The sequence below is a fragment of the Mesorhizobium sp. USDA 3734 genome (genome assembly GCF_056279665.1).
This window is the reverse complement of sequence record NZ_JBWCCW010000001.1, coordinates 6,003,094-6,022,030: the sequence shown is the minus strand read 5'-3', so window position 1 is coordinate 6,022,030 and position 18,937 is coordinate 6,003,094. Positions and strand designations below refer to the sequence as shown.

Annotated in this window: 19 protein-coding genes; 9 read left to right on the top strand and 10 right to left on the bottom strand. The window is 63.7% G+C overall.

What is annotated here, in order from left to right; genetic code table 11:
* The first annotated feature begins 84 nt into the window (after nucleotides 1–84).
* Entirely contained in the window at nucleotides 85–801 is a 717-nt protein-coding gene (locus ACZ89F_RS28840; protein ID WP_476095426.1) for a sulfate transporter family protein, read from the top strand.
* Here ACZ89F_RS28840 and ACZ89F_RS28835 read toward each other — a convergent pair.
* The 6 genes from ACZ89F_RS28835 to ACZ89F_RS28810 all read right to left on the bottom strand — a co-directional run bounded on the left by ACZ89F_RS28835 (nucleotide 798) and on the right by ACZ89F_RS28810 (nucleotide 5,325).
* On the bottom strand, nucleotides 798–1,796 hold the full coding sequence (locus tag ACZ89F_RS28835) for a proline racemase family protein (RefSeq protein WP_476095424.1): 999 nt from the start codon (nucleotides 1,794–1,796) through the stop codon (nucleotides 798–800). The genes ACZ89F_RS28840 and ACZ89F_RS28835 overlap by 4 nt on opposite strands.
* Before the next feature lie 13 nt (nucleotides 1,797–1,809).
* Complete coding sequence (locus ACZ89F_RS28830; RefSeq protein ID WP_476095422.1) at nucleotides 1,810–2,613, bottom strand: isocitrate lyase/PEP mutase family protein; 804 nt, start codon at nucleotides 2,611–2,613, stop codon at nucleotides 1,810–1,812.
* A gap of 81 nt (nucleotides 2,614–2,694) precedes the next feature.
* Entirely contained in the window at nucleotides 2,695–3,549 is an 855-nt protein-coding gene (locus tag ACZ89F_RS28825; RefSeq protein WP_476095421.1) for a hypothetical protein, read from the bottom strand.
* A 72-nt stretch (nucleotides 3,550–3,621) separates the two neighbouring features.
* The gene (locus ACZ89F_RS28820; protein ID WP_476095419.1) at nucleotides 3,622–4,284 is read right to left on the bottom strand and encodes an HAD family hydrolase; all 663 of its coding nucleotides are present in this window, start codon (nucleotides 4,282–4,284) and stop codon (nucleotides 3,622–3,624) included.
* Entirely contained in the window at nucleotides 4,284–4,769 is a 486-nt protein-coding gene (gene dut / locus ACZ89F_RS28815; RefSeq protein WP_056588233.1) for a dUTP diphosphatase, read from the bottom strand. The genes ACZ89F_RS28820 and dut overlap by 1 nt, the downstream gene beginning before the upstream one ends.
* An 85-nt stretch (nucleotides 4,770–4,854) precedes the next feature.
* Nucleotides 4,855–5,325 carry an Lrp/AsnC family transcriptional regulator gene (locus ACZ89F_RS28810; protein WP_476095417.1) on the bottom strand — a complete coding sequence of 157 codons (471 nt, stop codon included), beginning with the start codon at nucleotides 5,323–5,325 and terminating at the stop codon, nucleotides 4,855–4,857.
* Nucleotides 5,326–5,439: 114 nt separating this feature from the next.
* Here ACZ89F_RS28810 and ACZ89F_RS28805 point away from each other — a divergent pair, with 114 nt between their 5' ends.
* From ACZ89F_RS28805 to ACZ89F_RS28790, 4 genes are all read left to right on the top strand, one after another.
* Nucleotides 5,440–5,688: a DUF6356 family protein gene (locus ACZ89F_RS28805; protein ID WP_136617504.1), complete on the top strand. Its 249-nt coding sequence runs from the start codon at nucleotides 5,440–5,442 to the stop codon at nucleotides 5,686–5,688.
* 15 nt (nucleotides 5,689–5,703) lie between these two features.
* The gene (locus tag ACZ89F_RS28800; protein WP_476095416.1) at nucleotides 5,704–6,504 is read left to right on the top strand and encodes a class II glutamine amidotransferase; all 801 of its coding nucleotides are present in this window, start codon (nucleotides 5,704–5,706) and stop codon (nucleotides 6,502–6,504) included.
* A gap of 165 nt (nucleotides 6,505–6,669) precedes the next feature.
* Entirely contained in the window at nucleotides 6,670–7,362 is a 693-nt protein-coding gene (locus ACZ89F_RS28795) for an amidase family protein (protein ID WP_476095414.1), read from the top strand.
* Nucleotides 7,247–8,050, top strand: coding sequence for an amidase (locus ACZ89F_RS28790; RefSeq protein WP_476097419.1), 804 nt, complete (start codon nucleotides 7,247–7,249; stop codon nucleotides 8,048–8,050). Before ACZ89F_RS28795 ends, ACZ89F_RS28790 begins: the two co-directional genes overlap by 116 nt.
* Here ACZ89F_RS28790 and ACZ89F_RS28785 read toward each other — a convergent pair.
* Nucleotides 8,044–9,117, bottom strand: a complete 1,074-nt coding sequence (locus ACZ89F_RS28785; RefSeq protein WP_476095412.1) for an NAD(P)/FAD-dependent oxidoreductase — start codon at nucleotides 9,115–9,117, stop codon at nucleotides 8,044–8,046. The genes ACZ89F_RS28790 and ACZ89F_RS28785 overlap by 7 nt on opposite strands.
* Before the next feature lie 239 nt (nucleotides 9,118–9,356).
* On the opposite strand from ACZ89F_RS28785, the gene ACZ89F_RS28780 reads away from it, so the two are divergent.
* The gene (locus tag ACZ89F_RS28780; protein WP_476095410.1) at nucleotides 9,357–10,949 is read left to right on the top strand and encodes a peptide chain release factor 3; all 1,593 of its coding nucleotides are present in this window, start codon (nucleotides 9,357–9,359) and stop codon (nucleotides 10,947–10,949) included.
* A gap of 84 nt (nucleotides 10,950–11,033) precedes the next feature.
* On the opposite strand, the gene ACZ89F_RS28775 is transcribed toward ACZ89F_RS28780, so the two are convergent.
* Complete coding sequence (locus tag ACZ89F_RS28775) at nucleotides 11,034–11,504, bottom strand: VOC family protein (protein WP_476095408.1); 471 nt, start codon at nucleotides 11,502–11,504, stop codon at nucleotides 11,034–11,036.
* Nucleotides 11,505–11,771: 267 nt separating this feature from the next.
* Here ACZ89F_RS28775 and ilvD point away from each other — a divergent pair, with 267 nt between their 5' ends.
* Complete coding sequence (gene ilvD / locus ACZ89F_RS28770) at nucleotides 11,772–13,616, top strand: dihydroxy-acid dehydratase (RefSeq protein ID WP_476095406.1); 1,845 nt, start codon at nucleotides 11,772–11,774, stop codon at nucleotides 13,614–13,616.
* Nucleotides 13,617–13,774: 158 nt separating this feature from the next.
* On the opposite strand, the gene ACZ89F_RS28765 is transcribed toward ilvD, so the two are convergent.
* Nucleotides 13,775–15,529 (bottom strand): ABC transporter ATP-binding protein, encoded by a 1,755-nt coding sequence (locus tag ACZ89F_RS28765; protein ID WP_476095404.1) that lies wholly within the window; start codon nucleotides 15,527–15,529, stop codon nucleotides 13,775–13,777.
* Between the two features lie 169 nt (nucleotides 15,530–15,698).
* On the opposite strand from ACZ89F_RS28765, the gene ACZ89F_RS28760 reads away from it, so the two are divergent.
* Entirely contained in the window at nucleotides 15,699–16,979 is a 1,281-nt protein-coding gene (locus ACZ89F_RS28760; RefSeq protein WP_476095402.1) for an amidohydrolase family protein, read from the top strand.
* Nucleotides 16,980–17,086: 107 nt separating this feature from the next.
* Nucleotides 17,087–18,010: a DMT family transporter gene (locus ACZ89F_RS28755; RefSeq protein WP_476095400.1), complete on the top strand. Its 924-nt coding sequence runs from the start codon at nucleotides 17,087–17,089 to the stop codon at nucleotides 18,008–18,010.
* A 7-nt stretch (nucleotides 18,011–18,017) separates the two neighbouring features.
* Here the strand turns inward: ACZ89F_RS28755 and ACZ89F_RS28750 are convergent, their stop codons facing one another.
* Nucleotides 18,018–18,920, bottom strand: a complete 903-nt coding sequence (locus ACZ89F_RS28750; RefSeq protein ID WP_476095398.1) for a phosphotransferase — start codon at nucleotides 18,918–18,920, stop codon at nucleotides 18,018–18,020.
* Nucleotides 18,921–18,937 lie beyond the last annotated feature (17 nt).

Here is an 18,937-nt window from a genome sequence, read left to right as displayed (position 1 = left end):
GTCCGCGCTTGTGCTCGCGACCTGGGCTGCCTATTTCGGAAGCGTCCGCCTTTTCGGCGTCCGCTGACCTGGGATTGAAGCACGGTGATTTTCGACGCTGCCCGCACTGCGGCCCTTGAGCTGCTCTCGCCTCCGTTCCGTGCCGTGTTCGTCAAGACGCTCGGGCTGACCTTGCTGGCGCTGGTGGCCTTGTGGTTCGGCCTGACCAGCCTTGTCGAGTGGCTGGCCCTGCCCTGGCTGCAGACGCTGCTGCCCGGCATTCCCTCCTGGGCCGGGTGGCTGGGCGGCATCATCGCGGCAATAGCGCTTGCCTTCGTCATGGCATTGCTGATCGCGCCGGTGACGGCTGTTATCGCCGGCCTGTTCCTCGACGACATCGCCGAAGTGGTCGAGCGCACCGACTATCCCGGCGATCCAACCGGCCGCGCCATGCCGGCGCTGCGCTCGCTGGTGCTGTCGATGCGATTTCTCGGCGTCGTCATTCTCGGCAACATCGTCGCGCTGCTGCTTCTCCTGGTGCCGGGCGTCAACATCGCCGCCTTCTTCATCGTCAACGGTTATCTGCTCGGGCGCGAGTTCTTCGAATTCGCCGCCATGCGCTTTCGCGGCGAAGAAGAGGCCAGGGCCTTGCGCAGGCACTATGCCGGAACGGTGTTTCTCGCCGGGCTGCTCATCGCTGCCTTCCTTGCCGTGCCGTTGCTCAATCTGGTGACGCCACTCTTCGCCGCCGCCATGATGGTGCATCTGCACAAGGCGATTTCGGTGCGGGAAGCGGCCCGACCTGGATATCGGCGCACTTAGCGAAGGAGAAATCCGCGCCCCAGCTCGTCATCGGCCTCGACAATGAACTCCGCCCGCCCGGAATAATAGGCGCGGCCGCCGACGCGGGCGATGATCGCCTCATGCGGGCCAGCCTTCGCCGTCCGCACCACGGCTCCGGAAAAACGCGAGCCGGAGATGCTCTCGAACATGCGTGTCTGCCCGATCGCGATCTCGCCCTTGGCATGCATGGCCGCCAGCCTTGCGGTGACGCCGGATCCCGTCGGCGAGCGGTCGACCTCGGCCTCGGCGAAGACGCAGATGTTCTTGGTCACCTCGCCGCAAAACGCGTCGCGGCCATCGGTCAGGATGGTGCCGTAGAGAAAGGCCAGGTCGGCATGGTCGGGATGCGACAGCGGAAATTCGGCCTTGAGCCTGTTCGTCAGTGCGGTTGCCGCATCGACGAAATCGCGCACCCGGTCGCGGCCGAATTCAAGCCCGAATTGGTGGCAATCGGCCAGTGCGTAGAAAGCGCCGCCATAGGCGATGTCGAAGCCGATCGTGCCATGGCCCGCCAGCTCTATCGTCTGGCCGCCGGCGAACAGGAAGGCCGGCACGCTTTCGAACGACACGGCGCCGGCCTTGCCATCCCTGACCTCGACCGAGGCGACGACCAGCCCGCACGGCGCCTCGATGTTGACAGTCGTGATAGGCTCCTGTTTCGCCACCAGCCCTTCATCAACGGCATAGCGGCCGAGCGCGACGATGGCGTGGCCGCACATGGTCGAATAGCCCTCATTATGCATGAATAGCACGGCGAGGTCGGCGCCGGGCAGATCGGGTTCGACCAGCAAGGCGCCATACATGTCGTAATGGCCGCGCGGCTCGAACATCAGGATTTTCCGCAGATGATCGAGATGGTCGCGCACATAGGCGCGCTTTTCCAGGATGGTGCCCTTCGGGATATCCGGATAGCCGCCGGTGACGATCCGGAGCGGCTCGCCGCCGGTATGCATGTCGACGACGGTAAGCGTCATGCGATGGCCTCATCTAGGCTGAAGGTTTGGCAAACAGCGCCTGCAATTTGCCGAACGGCATGGCGGCGCGGGTGAAGCCGAAGGTGCCGTCCTGCTGGATCTCGCGTGCCGCCGTTTCCAGCATGCCATAGGCGAAATTGGTCAACCACGGCCCGAGCGAGACGCGCTTGACGCCGGCCATGGCGAGGTCGGCGATGGTGAAGCCGGGCTTTGCCATGACGTTGACCGGCCTGCTGACCGCCGAACAGATGGTGCGGATCATCTCGACGTCCCCGATGCCCGGCGCATAGAGCACGTCGGCGCCGGCCTTCTCGAAGGCCTGCAGCCGCTTGATGGTGTCGTCGAGGTCGGACTTGCCCCAGAGAAAATTCTCGGCGCGCGCGGTGAAGACGAAATCGCGCCTGAGCGCCCGCGCCGCTTCCACCGCCGCCGCAACACGCTCGACGGCATGCGCAAAATCATAGATCGGCTTGTCCGGGTCGCCGGTGTGATCCTCGATCGAGCAGCCGGCAAGGCCGGCTGCTTCCGCCGCGAAGATGGTTTCGGCGGCCTGCTCGGCACTGTCGCCCTTGCCTTTCTCGAGGTCGGCTGAGACCGGCAGGCTGGTCGCCGCCGTCACCTCGCGGCAATGGTGGATCATCTGGTCGAAGGTCACGGCGCCATCCGGTAGGCCGCGTGAAAAGGCAAAGCCGGCGCTGGTCGTCGCCAGCGCGGTGAAGCCGAACGAGCCCAGCAGCTTCGTCGTGCCGATATCCCAGGGATTGGGCATGACGAAGATCGAGGCATGCAGGTCGCGAAAGATCTTGCCCTTGTCCATGGTAGTTTCCCCCATCATGCGTGGTGTGGCTAAGCGGATTTTATCCTGACCCATTTGACTGGGCAAACGAATGCGGTTGGTTCAGAAGCGTTTGGCGTTCTCTCCTGCCAATTTGTCCAGCGCGTCGGAATCCTTGGCATAGCGCGATGTGTTCTTGTCCCAGTGATAGGTGACCGAAATCGCGTGAGACTCGGGCTTGGGCGGGGTGTCATCGCAGCTTTCGCCGTTCAGCACGGTAGAATCGGTCACCGTCACCTTGATGGCGTCATAAGGTTGGCCGTCGGCGATGGTCTGGAAAACCAGATCCTGCTTGCGGCTGTAGGCGCACAGGTTCTCATCGAACGTATAGATGATGTCGATCGGTTCAAACTTGTCCTTGGCAACCATGAGCAGTGGCGTCGCCACGTAGTTCTGGTTCGAATTGAAATGCGCGCTCATGGTGATGAGGATGTCGTCGTTGGCGCCGACGGAAAGCTTGCCCGGTTCGCGGAAATAGGTGTCGCGATCGAGCGCGACATTGACGGCGTCGAGCAATTTTGGCTTGGCTGTGATGTCGTAGAGAGCCAGCACGGCATAGCCTTCGGCGCCGTCGGAAGCATCGCCGAGGTCGAACAGCATGGTCAGCCGGTCCTTGCCGCCAGCTTTGATGGCAAGCACGGCCGCATTGAAAATGCCCGACGTCTCCGGCGGTGAGCCGCCGCTGTCCGGTCCCTCGATGTGACGCATCTCGATCGGCAACCCGCCTTTGTAGAAGCCGTCTTTGTCCGCGGCGAGATCTGGAATGACCATCCTCGCCAGATCGAGATAAGTGATGTCCGTGCGGCCAGGCAGTGCGCTGCCGAGTTCCGGGAACCCGACGGCCTGCGCGCCAGCCGCTGTCCATAAGAACGGCAGTAGCATCAAGGAGAGGATGAAGCGGAGCAGGCTGGGTTTCATGCATGGCATCGAGTTGGCGGCGCCAAGCTAGCATGGACAATCGAGGCGTACAGCCATGGGCTGAAGATCAGGTCAGTGGATAGGCACCAGCCCGGCCAGCTCGCGCATGTCGTCGAACAGGATGCCACCGGCCTGGATCAGGCCGTCGCGGTCGGAGTAGGGGTCGGCATGGTAGGAAAACACCCGCATGCCGGCGGCGATGCCGGCCTGCGTGCCGGCGACGCTGTCCTCGATGACGATGCAGTCGGCAGGCGCGAAGCCGATGGTCTTGGCCGCATGCAGGAACAGGTCCGGGAACGGCTTGCCGCGACCGACCATGGTCGAACTGAACATCGCGTGCTCGAACAGCGGCAGCAGCCCGGTCTGGCCAAGCGTGATGTGCATCTTCGACACCCGGGCCGAGGTGGCGACGCAATAGGCGATGCCGGCTGAACGCACGGCTTCGACAAATTCGCGGACATAGGGGATCGCCTCGACGCCGTGGGCGAACAGATCGGGCAGGCCGGCGTTCCAGCGATCGACGAAATCGGCGCCGAGCCTGACGCTGGTCTCCCCTTCGATCTCTTTCTGCACCGACGCCATGCTGCGGCCGGAGAAATTCTTGCGGCAATATTCGAAACTTGTCGGATAGCCGGCGGCGCTCAGCCATTCGGCAAGGCGCCGATTGGCCAGGTTCTCGGTGTCGACCAGGATGCCGTCGCAGTCGAAGATGACAAGTTTTGGCAGTTCAGCCATCAGGCGGTGCCGGTCGATCCGAAGCCGCCTGCGCCACGCGCGGTTCCGCCAGCAAGTGTGCGCTCTTCAACGGCTGCCTGCGTCACCGCCGCGAAGACGATCTGGGCGATGCGCATGCCGCGCGTCACCGCGAAATCCTCATCGCCGAGATTGATCAGCAGCACCTTCACCTCGCCGCGATAGTCGCTGTCGATGGTGCCGGGCGTGTTGAGGACGGTAAGGCCATGTTTGAAGGCAAGGCCCGAGCGTGGCCGGACCTGGCCTTCCATGCCTTCCGGAATTTCCAGGATCAGCCCGGTCGGCACCAGAGCGCGCTTTCCCGGCAGGATCAGCAGCGGCCGGTCGTCGGGCACCGCGGCGCGCAGGTCCATGCCGGCCGCACCGGTGCTTTCATAGGCAGGAAGGGGAAGTCCTTCCCCGTGCGGCAACCTGACGAAGCCGACGGTCGGACCGATGACGGAGGGAGTTTGAAGGGCTGCGCGCATAAAATCGATCCTATCGGCGCGAACGGCGATTCGGTCAACTCGACTGTAATTCTATCAACGGCTTTCTTTATGGCGGTACGACGACCTAGCGCAGTTCCATCGGAACGACGGTGGTCTCCTTGATCTCCTCCATCACGAACGACGCGGAAACGTCCGACAGCGCCACCTTGGCGATCAGCCGCTGGTAGAGCCAGTCATAGGCCTTCACATCGGCAACGCGGGCGCGCAAGACATAATCGAGGTCGCCGGACATGCGGTAGACGCCGGTGATCTCGGGAAAGCCGGTCACCGCCGCCCGGAACTTCTGCAGCCACTCCGGATCATGGTTGGACGTGCGGATCAGGATGAAGACGGAAAGGCCAAGTCCGAGCTTTTCGGCATCGACCAGCGCCACCCGACCGGTGATGATGCCATCTTCCTCCAGCCGCTTCACCCGGCGCCAGCAGGCATTGCGCGACAAGGCCACCCGTTCCGACAGCTGGTCGACCGACAGCGTGCCGTCGCGTTGCAACTCGGTGAGCAATTTCCGGTCTATTTCATCGATATCGAGTGCCATGTGGGATATTTGTCCCATGATCTGGCTGATTACAAGGATATTTTGAGACCGATGAACCGGCGAAGCGTGTCAGGATACTCACATCAGGAACTCAGACGCTGAAGGGGAACCAGCATGTCGGTCGCAAGGATTTTCACCTCTCACCCGGCCAAGGTCGGCGAAACCTATCTCGGTCATATGGCTTTTGCCGCATGGTTCTCGTCGCGCTTGCTGCTGGCGGCGGGCGCCGCGCTCGTTCATGCTTTCTTGCCATTTCTGTTTGAAACTACAGCCAGCCGAATCGTTCGCGAGCTTTATGAGCGGACGCACAACAGAGGCACGCACGCGACCAAGGAGCCCGCGGCTCTTATGGATCGCGCCTAGAGGACGACAGAAACGATGTGCCGGTGGGCGGCCTATCTCGGTGAAGCGGTCTTTCTCGAAGACATCCTCACCGCGCCCTGTCACTCGCTGATCGCCCAGAGCCATTGCGCCCAGGAAGCGAAGTCGCCGACCAACGGCGACGGCTTCGGCCTTGCGTGGTATGGCGACCGCCCGGAGCCGGGTCTCTATCGCGATATCCTGCCGGCCTGGTCCGATCCCAATCTGAAAAGCCTGTGCCGGCAGATCAAATCCGGCCTGTTCCTCGCTCATGTGCGGGCCTCGACCGGCGGCGCCACCAGCCGCATGAACTGCCATCCGTTCATCGCAGGTCCTTGGTCGTTCATGCACAACGGCCAGATCGGCGGCTTCGAAAAAATCCGCCGCGCGCTGGAGAACTCGCTGTCCGACGCCGTCTTCGACCAGCGTGAAGGCACCACCGATTCCGAATTGTTTTTCCTGCTGATGATCGACGAGGGATTGGCCGCCGATCCGCAAGGCGCCGTTTCCCGCGCCACCAGCCGCGTCCTCGACGCCTCGCGCCGTGCCGGTCTCGAACCGGCGCTGAAACTCACCGCCGCCTTCTCGGATGGGCAGGCGCTGCATACGGTTCGCTACGCCACCGATGCCCACGCGCCGACGCTCTACACCTCGACCTTCCGCAAGGGTGGTGGCCGCTGCATCGTTTCCGAACCCTTCGATCGCGAGGGCGGCGACTGGCAGGCCATCCCGCCGTCGAGCTTTGTGACGATGACGCGGGACGGCATCAGCATACGCCCGTTTGCTCCAGCGGCGGGGAAGCTCGCGCTGGTCGGGTAGGTTTCTTCGTCAACTGGTAACGTCGCGGGTCAGCGCCGACCTCAACAAACTATCGGCACAATTGCGATCAAACGCGGCCAATCCTCGAATGCTCAACTCTGCTTGAAATCGCGCCGCTATCCGCCATTTGACCAAGGCGAGCGCCGCCAAGCCGGAGCATTCACTATGGATCCCGTCTTTTCCTCGACCATCGATCTCGCTGCCGCCATCGCCGCGCGGAATATCTCCGCCGTCGAAGCACTCGACGCGCATCTGGCGCAGATCGACGAGCACAATGGGGCGGTCAACGCCGTCATCTCGCTCGACAGGGAAGGAGCTCACGAGCGCGCCACAAAGGCCGATGCGGCACTGGCGCGCGGCGACGCGCTCGGCCCGTTGCATGGCGTACCGTTCACGCTAAAGGACACGCACGAGACATCCGGCATGAAGACCACGGTCGGCTTCCCGCCCTTTGCCGACTATGTCGCCAAACAAGACAGCCCGGTCGTCGCCCGGTTGAGGGCGGCCGGCGGCGTGTTGATGGCCAAGACCAATGTCGCGACAATGCTGTCGGACTGGCAGTCGAACAATCCGCTGTTCGGCCGCACCAGCAATCTATGGAATCTCGAGCGCACGGCGGGCGGTTCCAGCGGCGGTGCTGCGGCTGCACTTTGCTCGGGGATGACGCCGTTTGACGTCGGCACCGACATGCAGGATTCCATCCGGCTGCCGGCTGCCGGCTGCCTTCTGCGGTGTTTATGGGCTGAAGCCGACGGAACACCGCATCTCGCTGGCCGGCGCCTTCCCCGATCCGGGCGGTGCTGCGCGCAGCGTGCGGCTGATGTCCTGTCTTGGCCCCCTGGCGCGCAGTGTGGATGACCTATCGCTGATCTATCAAATCATCGCCGGTCCGGATGGAAGCGACACTGATGTTGCGCCGGCGCCGGTCGAGGGCATGCCGAAGCTCGACCTCAAGACATTGCGCATCACCTTCGCGCCATCCTTTCCCGGCTTTCCGGTGGCCGGCGACATCAGCGCCGCGGTCGAAAACCTCGCAAGGCAGCTGCAAGGCGCCGGTGCCGTCGTCGAAGAAGCAAAACTGCCAAAACTCGATCTGCACGACGATCTGGAACAGGGCGGCGCGCTGATCGGCATGATGCTGGAGGCCGCGCAGCCAGTGCCGCCGCAGGAATCGACGCCGTTGTTGCGCTGGTTCGAGGCGCTCGCCCGCCGCGACAAATCCATTCTCGCCTGGGATCAGTTCTTCGAAAGCTATGATGCGCTGCTCTGCCCGGCCGCCATGACGACCGCCTTCCCGCATTGCGAGTCGGGCACGCCGATCAAGGTCGACGGCAAGGAGCAGAGCTACTGGATGCTGCCGGCCTATGGCGCTGTCTTCAACTACAGTGGCCATCCAGCGCTTTCCGTGCCGTGCGGACTGGACAGCGCCGGCCTGCCGATCGGCTTGCAACTGGTCGGCAGACGCTGGTCGGAAGCGCGGCTGCTCGGCATCGCCAATGCAATCGAACCACTGACCGGCGGCTTTCATCGTCCGCCCGGCTATTGAGCGAAGCGCGACAATCGATAAGGCGCAAGCAGCGGGTCGCGCTCGCCGTCGAGGATTTCCCGGGCGGCGAACAGGCCGACGGCCGGCGCCAGCGTAATGCCGGAATGCATGACCGCGACATAGACACCGTCCATGCCCTCGGCGCGGCCGATGATCGGAAAGCCGTCGATCGGATTGGGGCGGTAGCCGACGGTGTGGAAATCGAGTTCCAGCCCCTCGGCGCCATGCAACGCCGCCTTCGTCACCGCGAACAGGTCGCGCCCCGTCGCTTCGGGGGTCTCGCCGGGATCGCCGCCGGCGAAATCCGAGCCGGCGATGATGCGGCCCTCGGCCGTCTGGCGCATGTGCAGCCTCTCGGCATGCACCAGACCGTTGAGCAGCTTTCTGTATGGCCGCGAATGGACAATCAGGCCAGGGGGCGTTTCGATCGGCAGGTTGATCCCGGCCGTCGCGGCAATGTCGGGCGAGCCGACGCCGGCCGCGATCACCACCTCGTCGGCGGCAATCAGCCCATGCGGTGTGTCCACGCCGGTCGCCCTGCCGTTGGTCTGGGCCAGCGCCGAGACCGTGCTGGCAATGACCCGCCCACCATGCCGTTCGGCATCCGCCAGCAGAGCCCTGGCCGTTGCAACCGGCTCGGCCACGCCTTCCTCTGCGACATATACAGCGAATTCAGGAGGTTCGACGAGGTTGGGCTCGATTTGCGCCGCCCGCTCGCGGCCGACACGTTCGATGCCGTAGCCCCATGAAGAGTGTTCGGCCGCGTAGGCTTCGAGCCGGTCGACCGGCAGGTCCCAGCATAGCCCGCCGCACCAGGCGAGCGGCAGCCCGGGCAGCTCCTTTGCCAGCCGTTTCCATTCGGCCATGGCGCGAGTGCGCAGCCGGAAATAGATTTCGGGGTTGCCCCAGCTGGCGTTGATCCAGGCAAAGGAATTGGGCGTCGCGACGCCACCTGTGCCGCTCTCGGAAACGACCGTCACCTGCGCCCCGGCCTTGGTCAGATGCCAGGCGATGGAGGCGCCGATGATGCCGGCACCGATGACGATCACTTGTTTCGCGGCGCTCATGCTCGCTCCTCTTCCTCGCGACTCCTGACGGGTGTTCATCCAACTGCCATCCCGGCAGCCGCTTGCCAACATAGCGCAGCGCGAAATATGCGGGCAATGTGCTGGCCCGAGCCACAGCACGATTGAGCTGCATGCCATGACGGCGAGGTGGCAACCAGCGGCGTCCGCGCCGCCCGACCGGTCGACAGCCCGGCACTGCGCTGCTAGAAGCCCGGCCTGTCACACGGAAATCCCAGAGAATGCCCGAAGCAATAGAAGAAGAAGTGGCGCGCCGCCGGACCTTCGCGATCATCGCGCACCCTGACGCCGGCAAGACCACGCTCACCGAAAAGCTGCTGCTGTTCGGCGGCGCCATCCAGCTTGCCGGCGAGGTCAAGGCCAAGAAGGATAAAATCCAGACGCGGTCCGACTGGATGAAGATCGAGCGCGAGCGCGGCATTTCGGTCGTCACTTCGGTGATGACCTTCGAGTATGAGGACAATGTCTTCAACCTGCTCGATACGCCCGGCCACGAGGATTTCGCCGACGACACCTACCGCACGCTGTCGGCGGTCGACTCGGCCGTCATGGTCATCGACGCCGCCAAGGGCATCGAGCCGCGCACGCTGAAACTGTTCGAGGTCTGCCGCCTGCGCGACATCCCGATCATCACCTTCGTCAACAAGATGGACCGCGAAAGCCGCGATCCGTTCGAGATTCTCGACGAGATCGAGCAGAAGCTGGCGCTGGACACCGCGCCCATCACCTGGCCTATCGGCCGCGGCAAGACCTTTTCCGGTACCTACCATCTGGCGCTGAACGCCGTGCGCAGGGGCGACGACGAGAAGGAACGTACGCCGGTCAACGGTCCCGATTCCAACCGCGTTGCCGGGCTGCTGCCGGAGAACGAGCGCGAAGCCTTCATCGAGGAACTGGAGCTCGCGCGAGAAGCGTGCAGACCCCTTGATATAGAAGCCTTCCGCGAGGGCCACCTGACCCCGGTCTATTTCGGCTCGGCGCTGCGCAATTATGGCGTCCGCGACCTGATCGAGGCACTTGGCGCTTTTGGGCCGCCGCCGCGCGCGCAGGAGGCCGATACCCGCAAGGTCGAGGCGACGGAGGAGAAGATGACGTCCTTCGTCTTCAAGATCCAGGCCAACATGGACCCCAACCACCGTGACCGCATCGCCTTCGTCCGCGTCTGCTCGGGCAAGCTCGAGCGCGGCATGAAGGCCAAGTTGGTGCGCACGGGGAAACCGATGTCGCTGTCGGCGCCGCAGTTCTTCTTTGCCCGCACCCGCGTCACCGCCGACGAGGCCTTTGCCGGCGACGTCGTCGGCATCCCCAACCACGGCACGCTGCGCATCGGCGACACGCTGACCGAGGGTGAGGAAATCCTGTTCCGCGGCGTGCCGAATTTTGCGCCGGAAATCCTGCGCCGCGTGCGCCTCGGCGACGCGATGAAGGCCAAGAAGCTCAAGGAAGCGCTGCACCAGATGGCCGAGGAGGGCGTCGTGCAGCTGTTTTCACCGGAGGATGGCTCACCGGCCATCGTCGGCGTCGTCGGCGCGCTGCAGCTCGACGTGTTGAAGGAACGGCTGAACTTCGAATACACGCTGCCGGTCGAATTCGAGATGTCGCGCTTTTCGGTCTGCCGCTGGATCTCGGCCGACGACAAGGCCGAGGTGCTTCGCTTCATCGAGGCGCATCGCGGCGACATCGCCCGCGATCTCGACAACGATCCGGTGTTCCTCGCCCAGCACGCCTTTTCGCTGAACTACGAAGCCGAGCGCTGGAAGGCGATCCGCTTCGCCACGATCAAGGACTATCAGGTCCGCGACAGAGCGGCGTAAGTCGCGCTTTTTCCTTCTCCCCGTTCACGGGGAGAAGGTGCCCGAAGGGCGGATGAGGGGCAGTGCCGGCGTTGAGGGTTTCGCTCAGCCTTTGGCCGCCTCTTCGATCTTGACGATATCGATCTTGCTCATCTGCATCATCGCCGACATCACGCGGCCGGCCTTGGCCCGGTCCGGATCCAGAAGCAGGCGCGGCAGTTGCTCCGGCACCACCTGCCAGGAGACGCCGAATTTATCCTTCAGCCAGCTGCATTGCGACGGTTCGCCGCCACCTTCGATGAGCTTGTCCCAGAAATAATCGACCTCTTCCTGCGTCTTGCAGTCGATCGACTGCGACATCGCCTCGTTGAACTTGAATTGCGGTCCGCCATTGAGCGCCTGGAACGGCACGCCGTCGAGCTCGAACGTGGTCAGCAGCACTTTGCCTTCATCGGCGTGGCCCGCGGGCCAGCGCAAAACGCTCAGCACCTTCGAATTCTTGAAGATGGAGACGTAGAAATTCATAGCCTCTTCGGCCTGGCCGTCGAACCACAGGCAGGTGGTGATCTTTTGCATGTCGTGCTCCTCGTGCTGTTTCGGTCGCTGTTGCTGTGAAACGGCTGACTCCGAACATGGTGCCATTCCTTGCCGTCTGCCCAAGGACGGCCATGCGCCGCGCGATCCGACAGCGGCCTGCAATTTTTTGCGATATCCGGTTTTTCGCGGAATCTGGCGCATTGCAAAATTGTGGCCAGACCGGGCTTGCGCGTCTATAACGCCTGCGATCCAAATTCAGCTCCGCCGCGCCATTCCTGGGCTGCGGCCAGCCACCAAGGAAAAAACATGCCTGCCTATCGCTCCCGCACCACCACTCATGGCCGTAACATGGCCGGCGCTCGCGGCCTCTGGCGCGCCACCGGCATGAAGGACAGCGATTTCGGCAAGCCGATTATCGCGGTGGTCAATTCCTTCACCCAGTTCGTGCCGGGCCATGTCCACCTGAAGGACCTCGGCCAGCTGGTCGCGCGTGAGATCGAAAAGGCCGGCGGCGTTGCCAAGGAATTCAACACCATCGCCGTCGATGACGGCATCGCCATGGGTCATGACGGCATGCTCTATTCGCTGCCGTCGCGCGAGCTGATCGCCGATTCCGTCGAATACATGGTCAACGCCCACTGCGCCGACGCCATGGTCTGCATCTCCAATTGCGACAAGATCACACCAGGCATGCTGATGGCCAGCTTGCGCCTCAACATCCCCACTGTCTTCGTTTCCGGCGGGCCGATGGAAGCCGGCAAGGTGGTGCTCGCCGGCAAGACGCAGGCGCTTGACCTGGTCGATGCCATGGTGGCGGCCGCCGACGACAAGATCTCCGACGAGGACGTCAAGGTCATCGAGCGTTCGGCCTGCCCGACCTGCGGCTCCTGCTCGGGCATGTTCACCGCCAATTCGATGAATTGTTTGACAGAGGCGCTGGGGCTTTCGCTGCCCGGCAACGGCTCGACGCTGGCCACCCATGCCGACCGCAAGCGGCTGTTCGTCGAGGCCGGCCACCTGATCGTCGATCTCGCCCAGCGCTATTACGAGCAGGATGACGAGACGGCGCTGCCGCGCAACATCGCCTCGAAGGGCGCCTTCGAGAACGCCATGACACTCGACATCGCCATGGGCGGTTCGACCAACACCGTGCTGCATATCCTGGCCGCCGCCCATGAGGGCGAAATCGATTTCGATCAGGATGACATCGACGCGCTGTCGCGCAAGGTGCCGGTGCTGTGCAAGGTTGCCCCCGCCAAGTCCGATGTCCACATGGAAGACGTTCACCGCGCCGGCGGCATCATGGCGATCCTTGGCCAGCTCGACAATGCCGGCCTGATCAACCGCGATTTGCCGACCGTGCACACGCGAACGCTGGGTGACGCGCTCGACCATTGGGACATTTCGCGCTCGACCAGCCAGAGTGTGCGGGATTTCTTCCTTGCCGCCCCTGGCGGCGTGCCGACGCAGGTCGCCTTCAGCCAGGACCGCCGCTGGGACGAGCTCGATCTCGATCGCGAGAAAGGCGTTATCCGCTCGGCCGAACATCCTTTCTCCAAGGATGGCGGCCTCGCCGTGCTGAAAGGCAATCTGGCGCTCGACGGCTGCATCGTGAAGACGGCCGGCGTCGATGAATCGATCCTGAAGTTCACCGGCCCGGCCCGCGTCTTCGAAAGCCAGGATTCCAGCGTCAAGGCGATCCTGTCGAACGAGATCAAGGCCGGCGATGTCGTCGTCATCCGCTATGAGGGGCCGCGCGGCGGCCCCGGCATGCAGGAAATGCTCTACCCGACCAGCTATCTGAAGTCGAAAGGCCTCGGCAAGGCCTGTGCGCTGGTCACCGACGGCCGTTTCTCCGGCGGCACGTCGGGCCTGTCGATCGGCCATGCGTCGCCGGAAGCCGCCGAAGGCGGGCTGATCGGATTGGTGCAGGAGGGCGACACGATCGAAATCGACATCCCGAACCGCAGCATCCGCCTTGCTGTCAATGATGCGGAACTCGCTGCGCGCCGGGCGGCGATGGAGGCCAAGGGCGCCCTGGCCTGGAAGCCCGAGGAAAAGCGCAAGCGCAAGGTGACGACCGCCTTGCGCGCCTATGCCGCGATGGCGACCAGCGCGGCCAAGGGCGCGGTCAGGTTCGTGCCGGAGTAGGGTCGCGCCCAGGCCCCCTCATCCGGCCGCTACGCGGCCACCTTCTCCCCGCCGGGGAGAAGAGGCAGGCGCCGGCGTTGACGATCTCTTCTCCCCTCGGGGAGAAGGTGGCCCGAATGGCCGGATGAGGGGGCCTGGCGCCAACATCCGGAACACCCTCACGGCATAAGCTGATACTCATAAAGCCTCTGGTAGAGCCCGCCTTGCTTGAGCAAGGTCTTGTGCGGGCCGCTTTCCACCACTCTGCCGGCTTCGAGCACCACGATCGTGTCGGCCTGGTGCACGGTCGAAAGACGATGCGCGATGACGATCGTCGTGCGCCCTTCCGTCAATTGCTGCAGCGCGTCGCGGAACAGCGCTTCCGATTCGGCGTCGAGCGCGCTGGTCGCTTCGTCCAAAAGCAGGATTTCGGCATTGCGCAGCATGGCGCGTGCGATCGAAATGCGTTGGCGCTGGCCGCCGGACAGCAGCGCGCCGTTTTCGCCCACTTCGGTGTCGTAGCCTTTCGCCTGCGCGCGGATGAAATCATGCGCATTGGCCGCCTTGGCGGCGGCGATCACCTCTTCGTCGGTCGCGCCCTCGCGCCCAAGCCGGATATTGTGCATGATCGTGCCGGCAAACAGGAACGTGTCCTGGCTGACATAGGCGATCTCTTCCCGCAGCGACGCCAGCGTCGCATGGGAAATGTCCTGACCATCGAACAGCACCTTGCCGCTCTGCGGGTCGTACATGCGCATGATCAGGTTCAGAACAGTCGACTTGCCGCCGCCGGAAGGCCCGACCAGCGCCGTCATCTTGCCGGGCGCAAGGGTCAGGTCGAACCGGTCCAGCACCGGCGGGCCATTCTGGTAGGCGAAGCTGACGGCGTCGAACCGGATCTCGCCCGGTCCGGCCAGAAGCGGCTTTGCATCCGGCTTCTCTGCCAGCGTCAGAGGCTCGTCGGCCAGCTGGAACATCATGCGTACGCCGACGATGCCGCTCTCCAATGAGATGCGCACGCGCGCGAGGCGCTTCGCCGGTTCGTAGGCCAGCAGCAGCGCCGCGATGAAAGCCATGATGCCGCCCGGTGTCTGGCCGCCCTGCAGCACCAGAAGGCCGCTGACCAGCACGGCGCCCGCGATTGCCAGCCCGGCCAGCGTCTCCATCACCGGACTGGTGATCGCTTCAAGCGTGGCGATGTTGTTGGCCCGGTCCTCGACGTCCGATACGGCCTTGAACATGCGCTTGCGCATCACGCCTTCGAGGTTGAAGGATTTGATCACGCGCACGCCGATTGCGGTTTCCTGCATCACCTGCACGATCTGGCCGACCGAGCGGAACTCCATTGCGGCGAACTTGCGAACACGCTTCAGGATGCGGTTGACCCCGTAGATGGCCAAGGGGCCGACGATGAAGCAAATCAGGGAGAGCGCCGGCTCCTGCACGATCATGACCAGCACCAGGGCAATCAAGGTCACCAGATCCCGCACATAGGAGGTGACGATGAGGTCGAGCACGTTGCGCGCCGCCTGGGCATTGTTGGTCATGCGGGTGATCAGATCGGATGACGAGGTCGAATGATAGAACTCGATGCCCTGCGCCAGGACGCGATCGTAGATCTTGCGCTGCCGCTCGGCGATGATGGCGTTGCCAACCCGGCTCATGAAGTAGGCCTGGACGAAATTGGCGATGCCCTTGACGATGAAGATCACGGCGACCGCCACGGCAATCATGTTGACGCGTTCGATCCTTTTATCGATCACGAATTCATTGGTGATTTCGCGCAGGATCCAGGCGCTGGCAGCCGTCGTGCCGGCCACCACCAGCATCGACAGTATGGCGGCGCCGTATCCAAACATGTGTTGGCGGAAGGATTCCCGAAGCAGCCTCGCAACGAGGCGCTGGTTTTCCGTCGAGCGGAAGAAACGAAACAAACGGCGGATCCTTGAAACCGGGACAACGAAGGCGGCTTATAGAGGGAGTTGCGGCCGGATGGAACCATCCGCGGCCGCCGCGGACAAACCGCTGTTGCAAGCGGCATCGACGGGATGCGATTTTCAGCCGCGGCCACATCAGATGATTCTTTTGACGGGATGACGACAGATGGATTTCGACCTTATCGTTCGCGGCGGCACACTGCCTGATGGCAAGATTGCCGACATCGGCATCAGCGGTGAGACGATCGCGGCGATCGAGCCCACTCTGCAGGGTTCCGCGCGGACCGAGGTTGACGCCCGTGGCGATCTGGTCTCGGCGCCCTTCGTCGATCCGCATTTCCACATGGATGCGACGCTCTCCTACGGCATTCCGCGCATCAACGCGTCGGGCACGCTGCTCGAAGGCATTTCGCTGTGGGGCGAATTGAAGCCGCTTTTGACGCATGAGGCGGTGCGCGACCGCGCGCTCGCCTATTGCGACTGGGCGGTGTCGATGGGCCTGCTCGCCATCCGCACCCATGTCGATGTCTGCGACGACCGCCTGCTGGCGGTCGAGGCGCTGCTCGAGGTCAAGAAGATGGTCGCCCCCTACATCGATCTGCAACTGGTCGCTTTCCCGCAGGACGGGTTTTATCGCTCTCCATCGGCACGGGAAAACACCATCCGCGCGCTCGACATGGGCGTCGACATTGTCGGCGGCATCCCGCATTTCGAGCGCACCATGGTCGACGGCACGCGCTCGGTAACGGAGCTGTGCGAGATCGCGGCCAAGCGCGGCCTGATGGTCGACCTGCATTGCGACGAGACCGATGACCCGCTGTCGCGTCATATCGAACAGCTTGCCTATGAGACGCAGCGCCTTGGCCTGCACGGCAAGGTGGTCGGATCGCACCTCACCTCGATGCATTCGATGGACAATTACTATGTCTCGAAGCTGCTGCCGCTGATCGCCGAAGCCGGTGTCTCGGCCATCCCCAACCCGTTGATCAACATCATGTTGCAGGGCCGCCATGACACCTTCCCGAAGCGCCGGGGTATGACCCGGGTCAAGGAAATGCAGGCGCTTGGCATTCGCGTCGGCTGGGGCCAGGATTGCGTGCTCGATCCCTGGTATTCGCTGGGCACCGCCGACATGCTCGACGTCGCCTTCATGGGCCTGCATGTGGCGCAAATGTCGAGCCCGGCCGACATGGCGCGCTGCTTCGACATGGTCACCAACGTCAATGCCGCGATCATGGGTCTCGATCATCTCGGCCTGGCGGTCGGCAAGCGCGCCAGCCTTGTCGTCCTCGACGCCGGCAATCCGATCGAGGCCTTGCGCCTGCGCGCCGAACGCCTGTGTGTCATCGCCAGGGGCAAGGTGGTGGCGGAGCGGACGAAGCAGGAGACCAGGCTGTCCATCGGTGGAAGGCCGGGAATGGTGAACCGGCGGCACATATCCGCCTAGACACAGCCGATTCCCGGCGCTGGTCTTACCCATTGCCCGAATTCTCCTCGTCAAAGCCGCGGCTTGCGTCTACGACGCGGCTTACGTGGGGAGGAATCGGGACCGGCATGACGCAGCCCGTGGCGCAGAATTCGACGATCAGGAACGTGCTTTTGGCCGGCATTCTGCTGATGCTGGCCGGTGACTTCCTGTTTGCGCTGAACGACGCCATGGGCAAGTGGCTGGTCGCCAGCTTCTCCGTGGGCCAGGTGGTGCTGATCCGCTCCATCGGGGCCTTCTTCGTGCTTGGCCCGATGATCGCTCATCAGGGCACGGCCAAGCTGTTTCGTATGGAGCGCCTTGAGCTGCAACTGCTACGCGTTGTCATGACGACGCTCGACACCGCGCTTTTCTATGCCGCCGTCATCCATCTGCCGCTTGCCGATGTGATGAGTTTCTACATGGCCGGGCCGATCTATGTCGCCGCACTCTCGCATGTCTTGCTTGGCGAAAAGGTCGGCTGGCGCCGCTGGATGGCGATCCTGCTCGGCTTCTGCGGCGTGCTGATCATGCTGAAGCCGTCCTCGGCGGCGTTCTCGCTGTCATCGGGCTTTGCGCTGGTGGGCAGCATCGCCTTCGCCTTCGCCATCATCCTCAACCGCCGGCTGCGCGGCACCAGCGACACCAATCTGGTGACATGGCAGACCATCGGGACGCTGCTGGTCGGCGGTGTGCTGACCATCGGCGCCTGGCAGACCCCGTCGGCGCTCGACTTTGGCGCCATGCTGCTGCTCGGCATCGTCTCCTGCGGCGCGCATCTGATGATCACCAGGGCGCTCAAGCTGGCGCCGGCCTCGACGCTGGCGCCGCTGCACTACACGCTGCTGTTGTGGGCGGTGGTCTTCGGGCTGGTGTTCTTCGGCGACGTGCCAGGCCCGCGCATCCTGATCGGCTCGGGCATTGTCGTCCTGGCCGGCCTGTTCATCTTCCACCGCCAGAAAGTGGTCGAGACTACAGTGCCGCCGGAGAACGTGCCGAAGGGCGTGAATTAGTCCAGGCTCAGCCCCGGCGTATAGCCGCCAGATGCCGTGAAAACTCCGACGTCTCCATCAGCGCCTTGCAGCGAGCGAAACGGCCATCGGCATAGGCGCGGAAATCGTCGACCGGATTGTTGTTGGCGAGCTGGATCAGCCCCCACAGCGTCCACAACAGGTCACACATCGCCTTATAGATGACGATGCGGCCGCGCTGCGCCGGCCTGGCCTCGCCGCCGAAATAGGCGCGTATCATCTCTTCGTCCTGCGCTGCGTCGAATTTGCCTTCCACGGAGAGGTCGCCAAGGTCCCAGAGCGGATCGTTCATGCCCGAATATTCCCAGTCGACGATCCACATCCGCTCGCCGGTGTCGAGGAAGTTCTCGCACAGCGGATCGCAATGGCAGGCAACCAGCGGCAGCGGATGGGCGGCCAGCGCCGACCGCACGCTTTCCGCCTCGCGCACGACGTCGTGATAGCCGGCGGGCAGGGCGACATCCCTGGTCGACAGCACCTTGAGGTAGTCGTCGATCATCGCAAACAGTTCGAAGCGGAAAGGAAACACCGCGCCTGAATTGTGCAGCTTGCGGAAGGCCGCGCCGGCCCGTGCCGGGCTACCAGATCGGGCCTTGAATTTTTCCGGCGACATCGTCTCGGCGCTGGCGATGAAGCGCGTCACCATGACCCCGGTGCCGGGGTCGACATGCAGCACCTCGGGACTGACCCCCGCCTTTGCCGCTTCGCGCGCGGCCACCGCCTCGTTGGTGCGGTTGATGTACTCCTCGGTGCCCTTGCCGGGAATGCGCAGGCAGAATTCCCCAGCCTTGAAAACCAGATTGGTGAGCCCCCCGAGCCGTTCCAGCGGCCCGCTGTAGCCGCCCAGCCCGGGAATGGCGTCCAGTGCCGCACGCGCCTCGTCTGTCACCATGCCTGCGCCCCCACGCT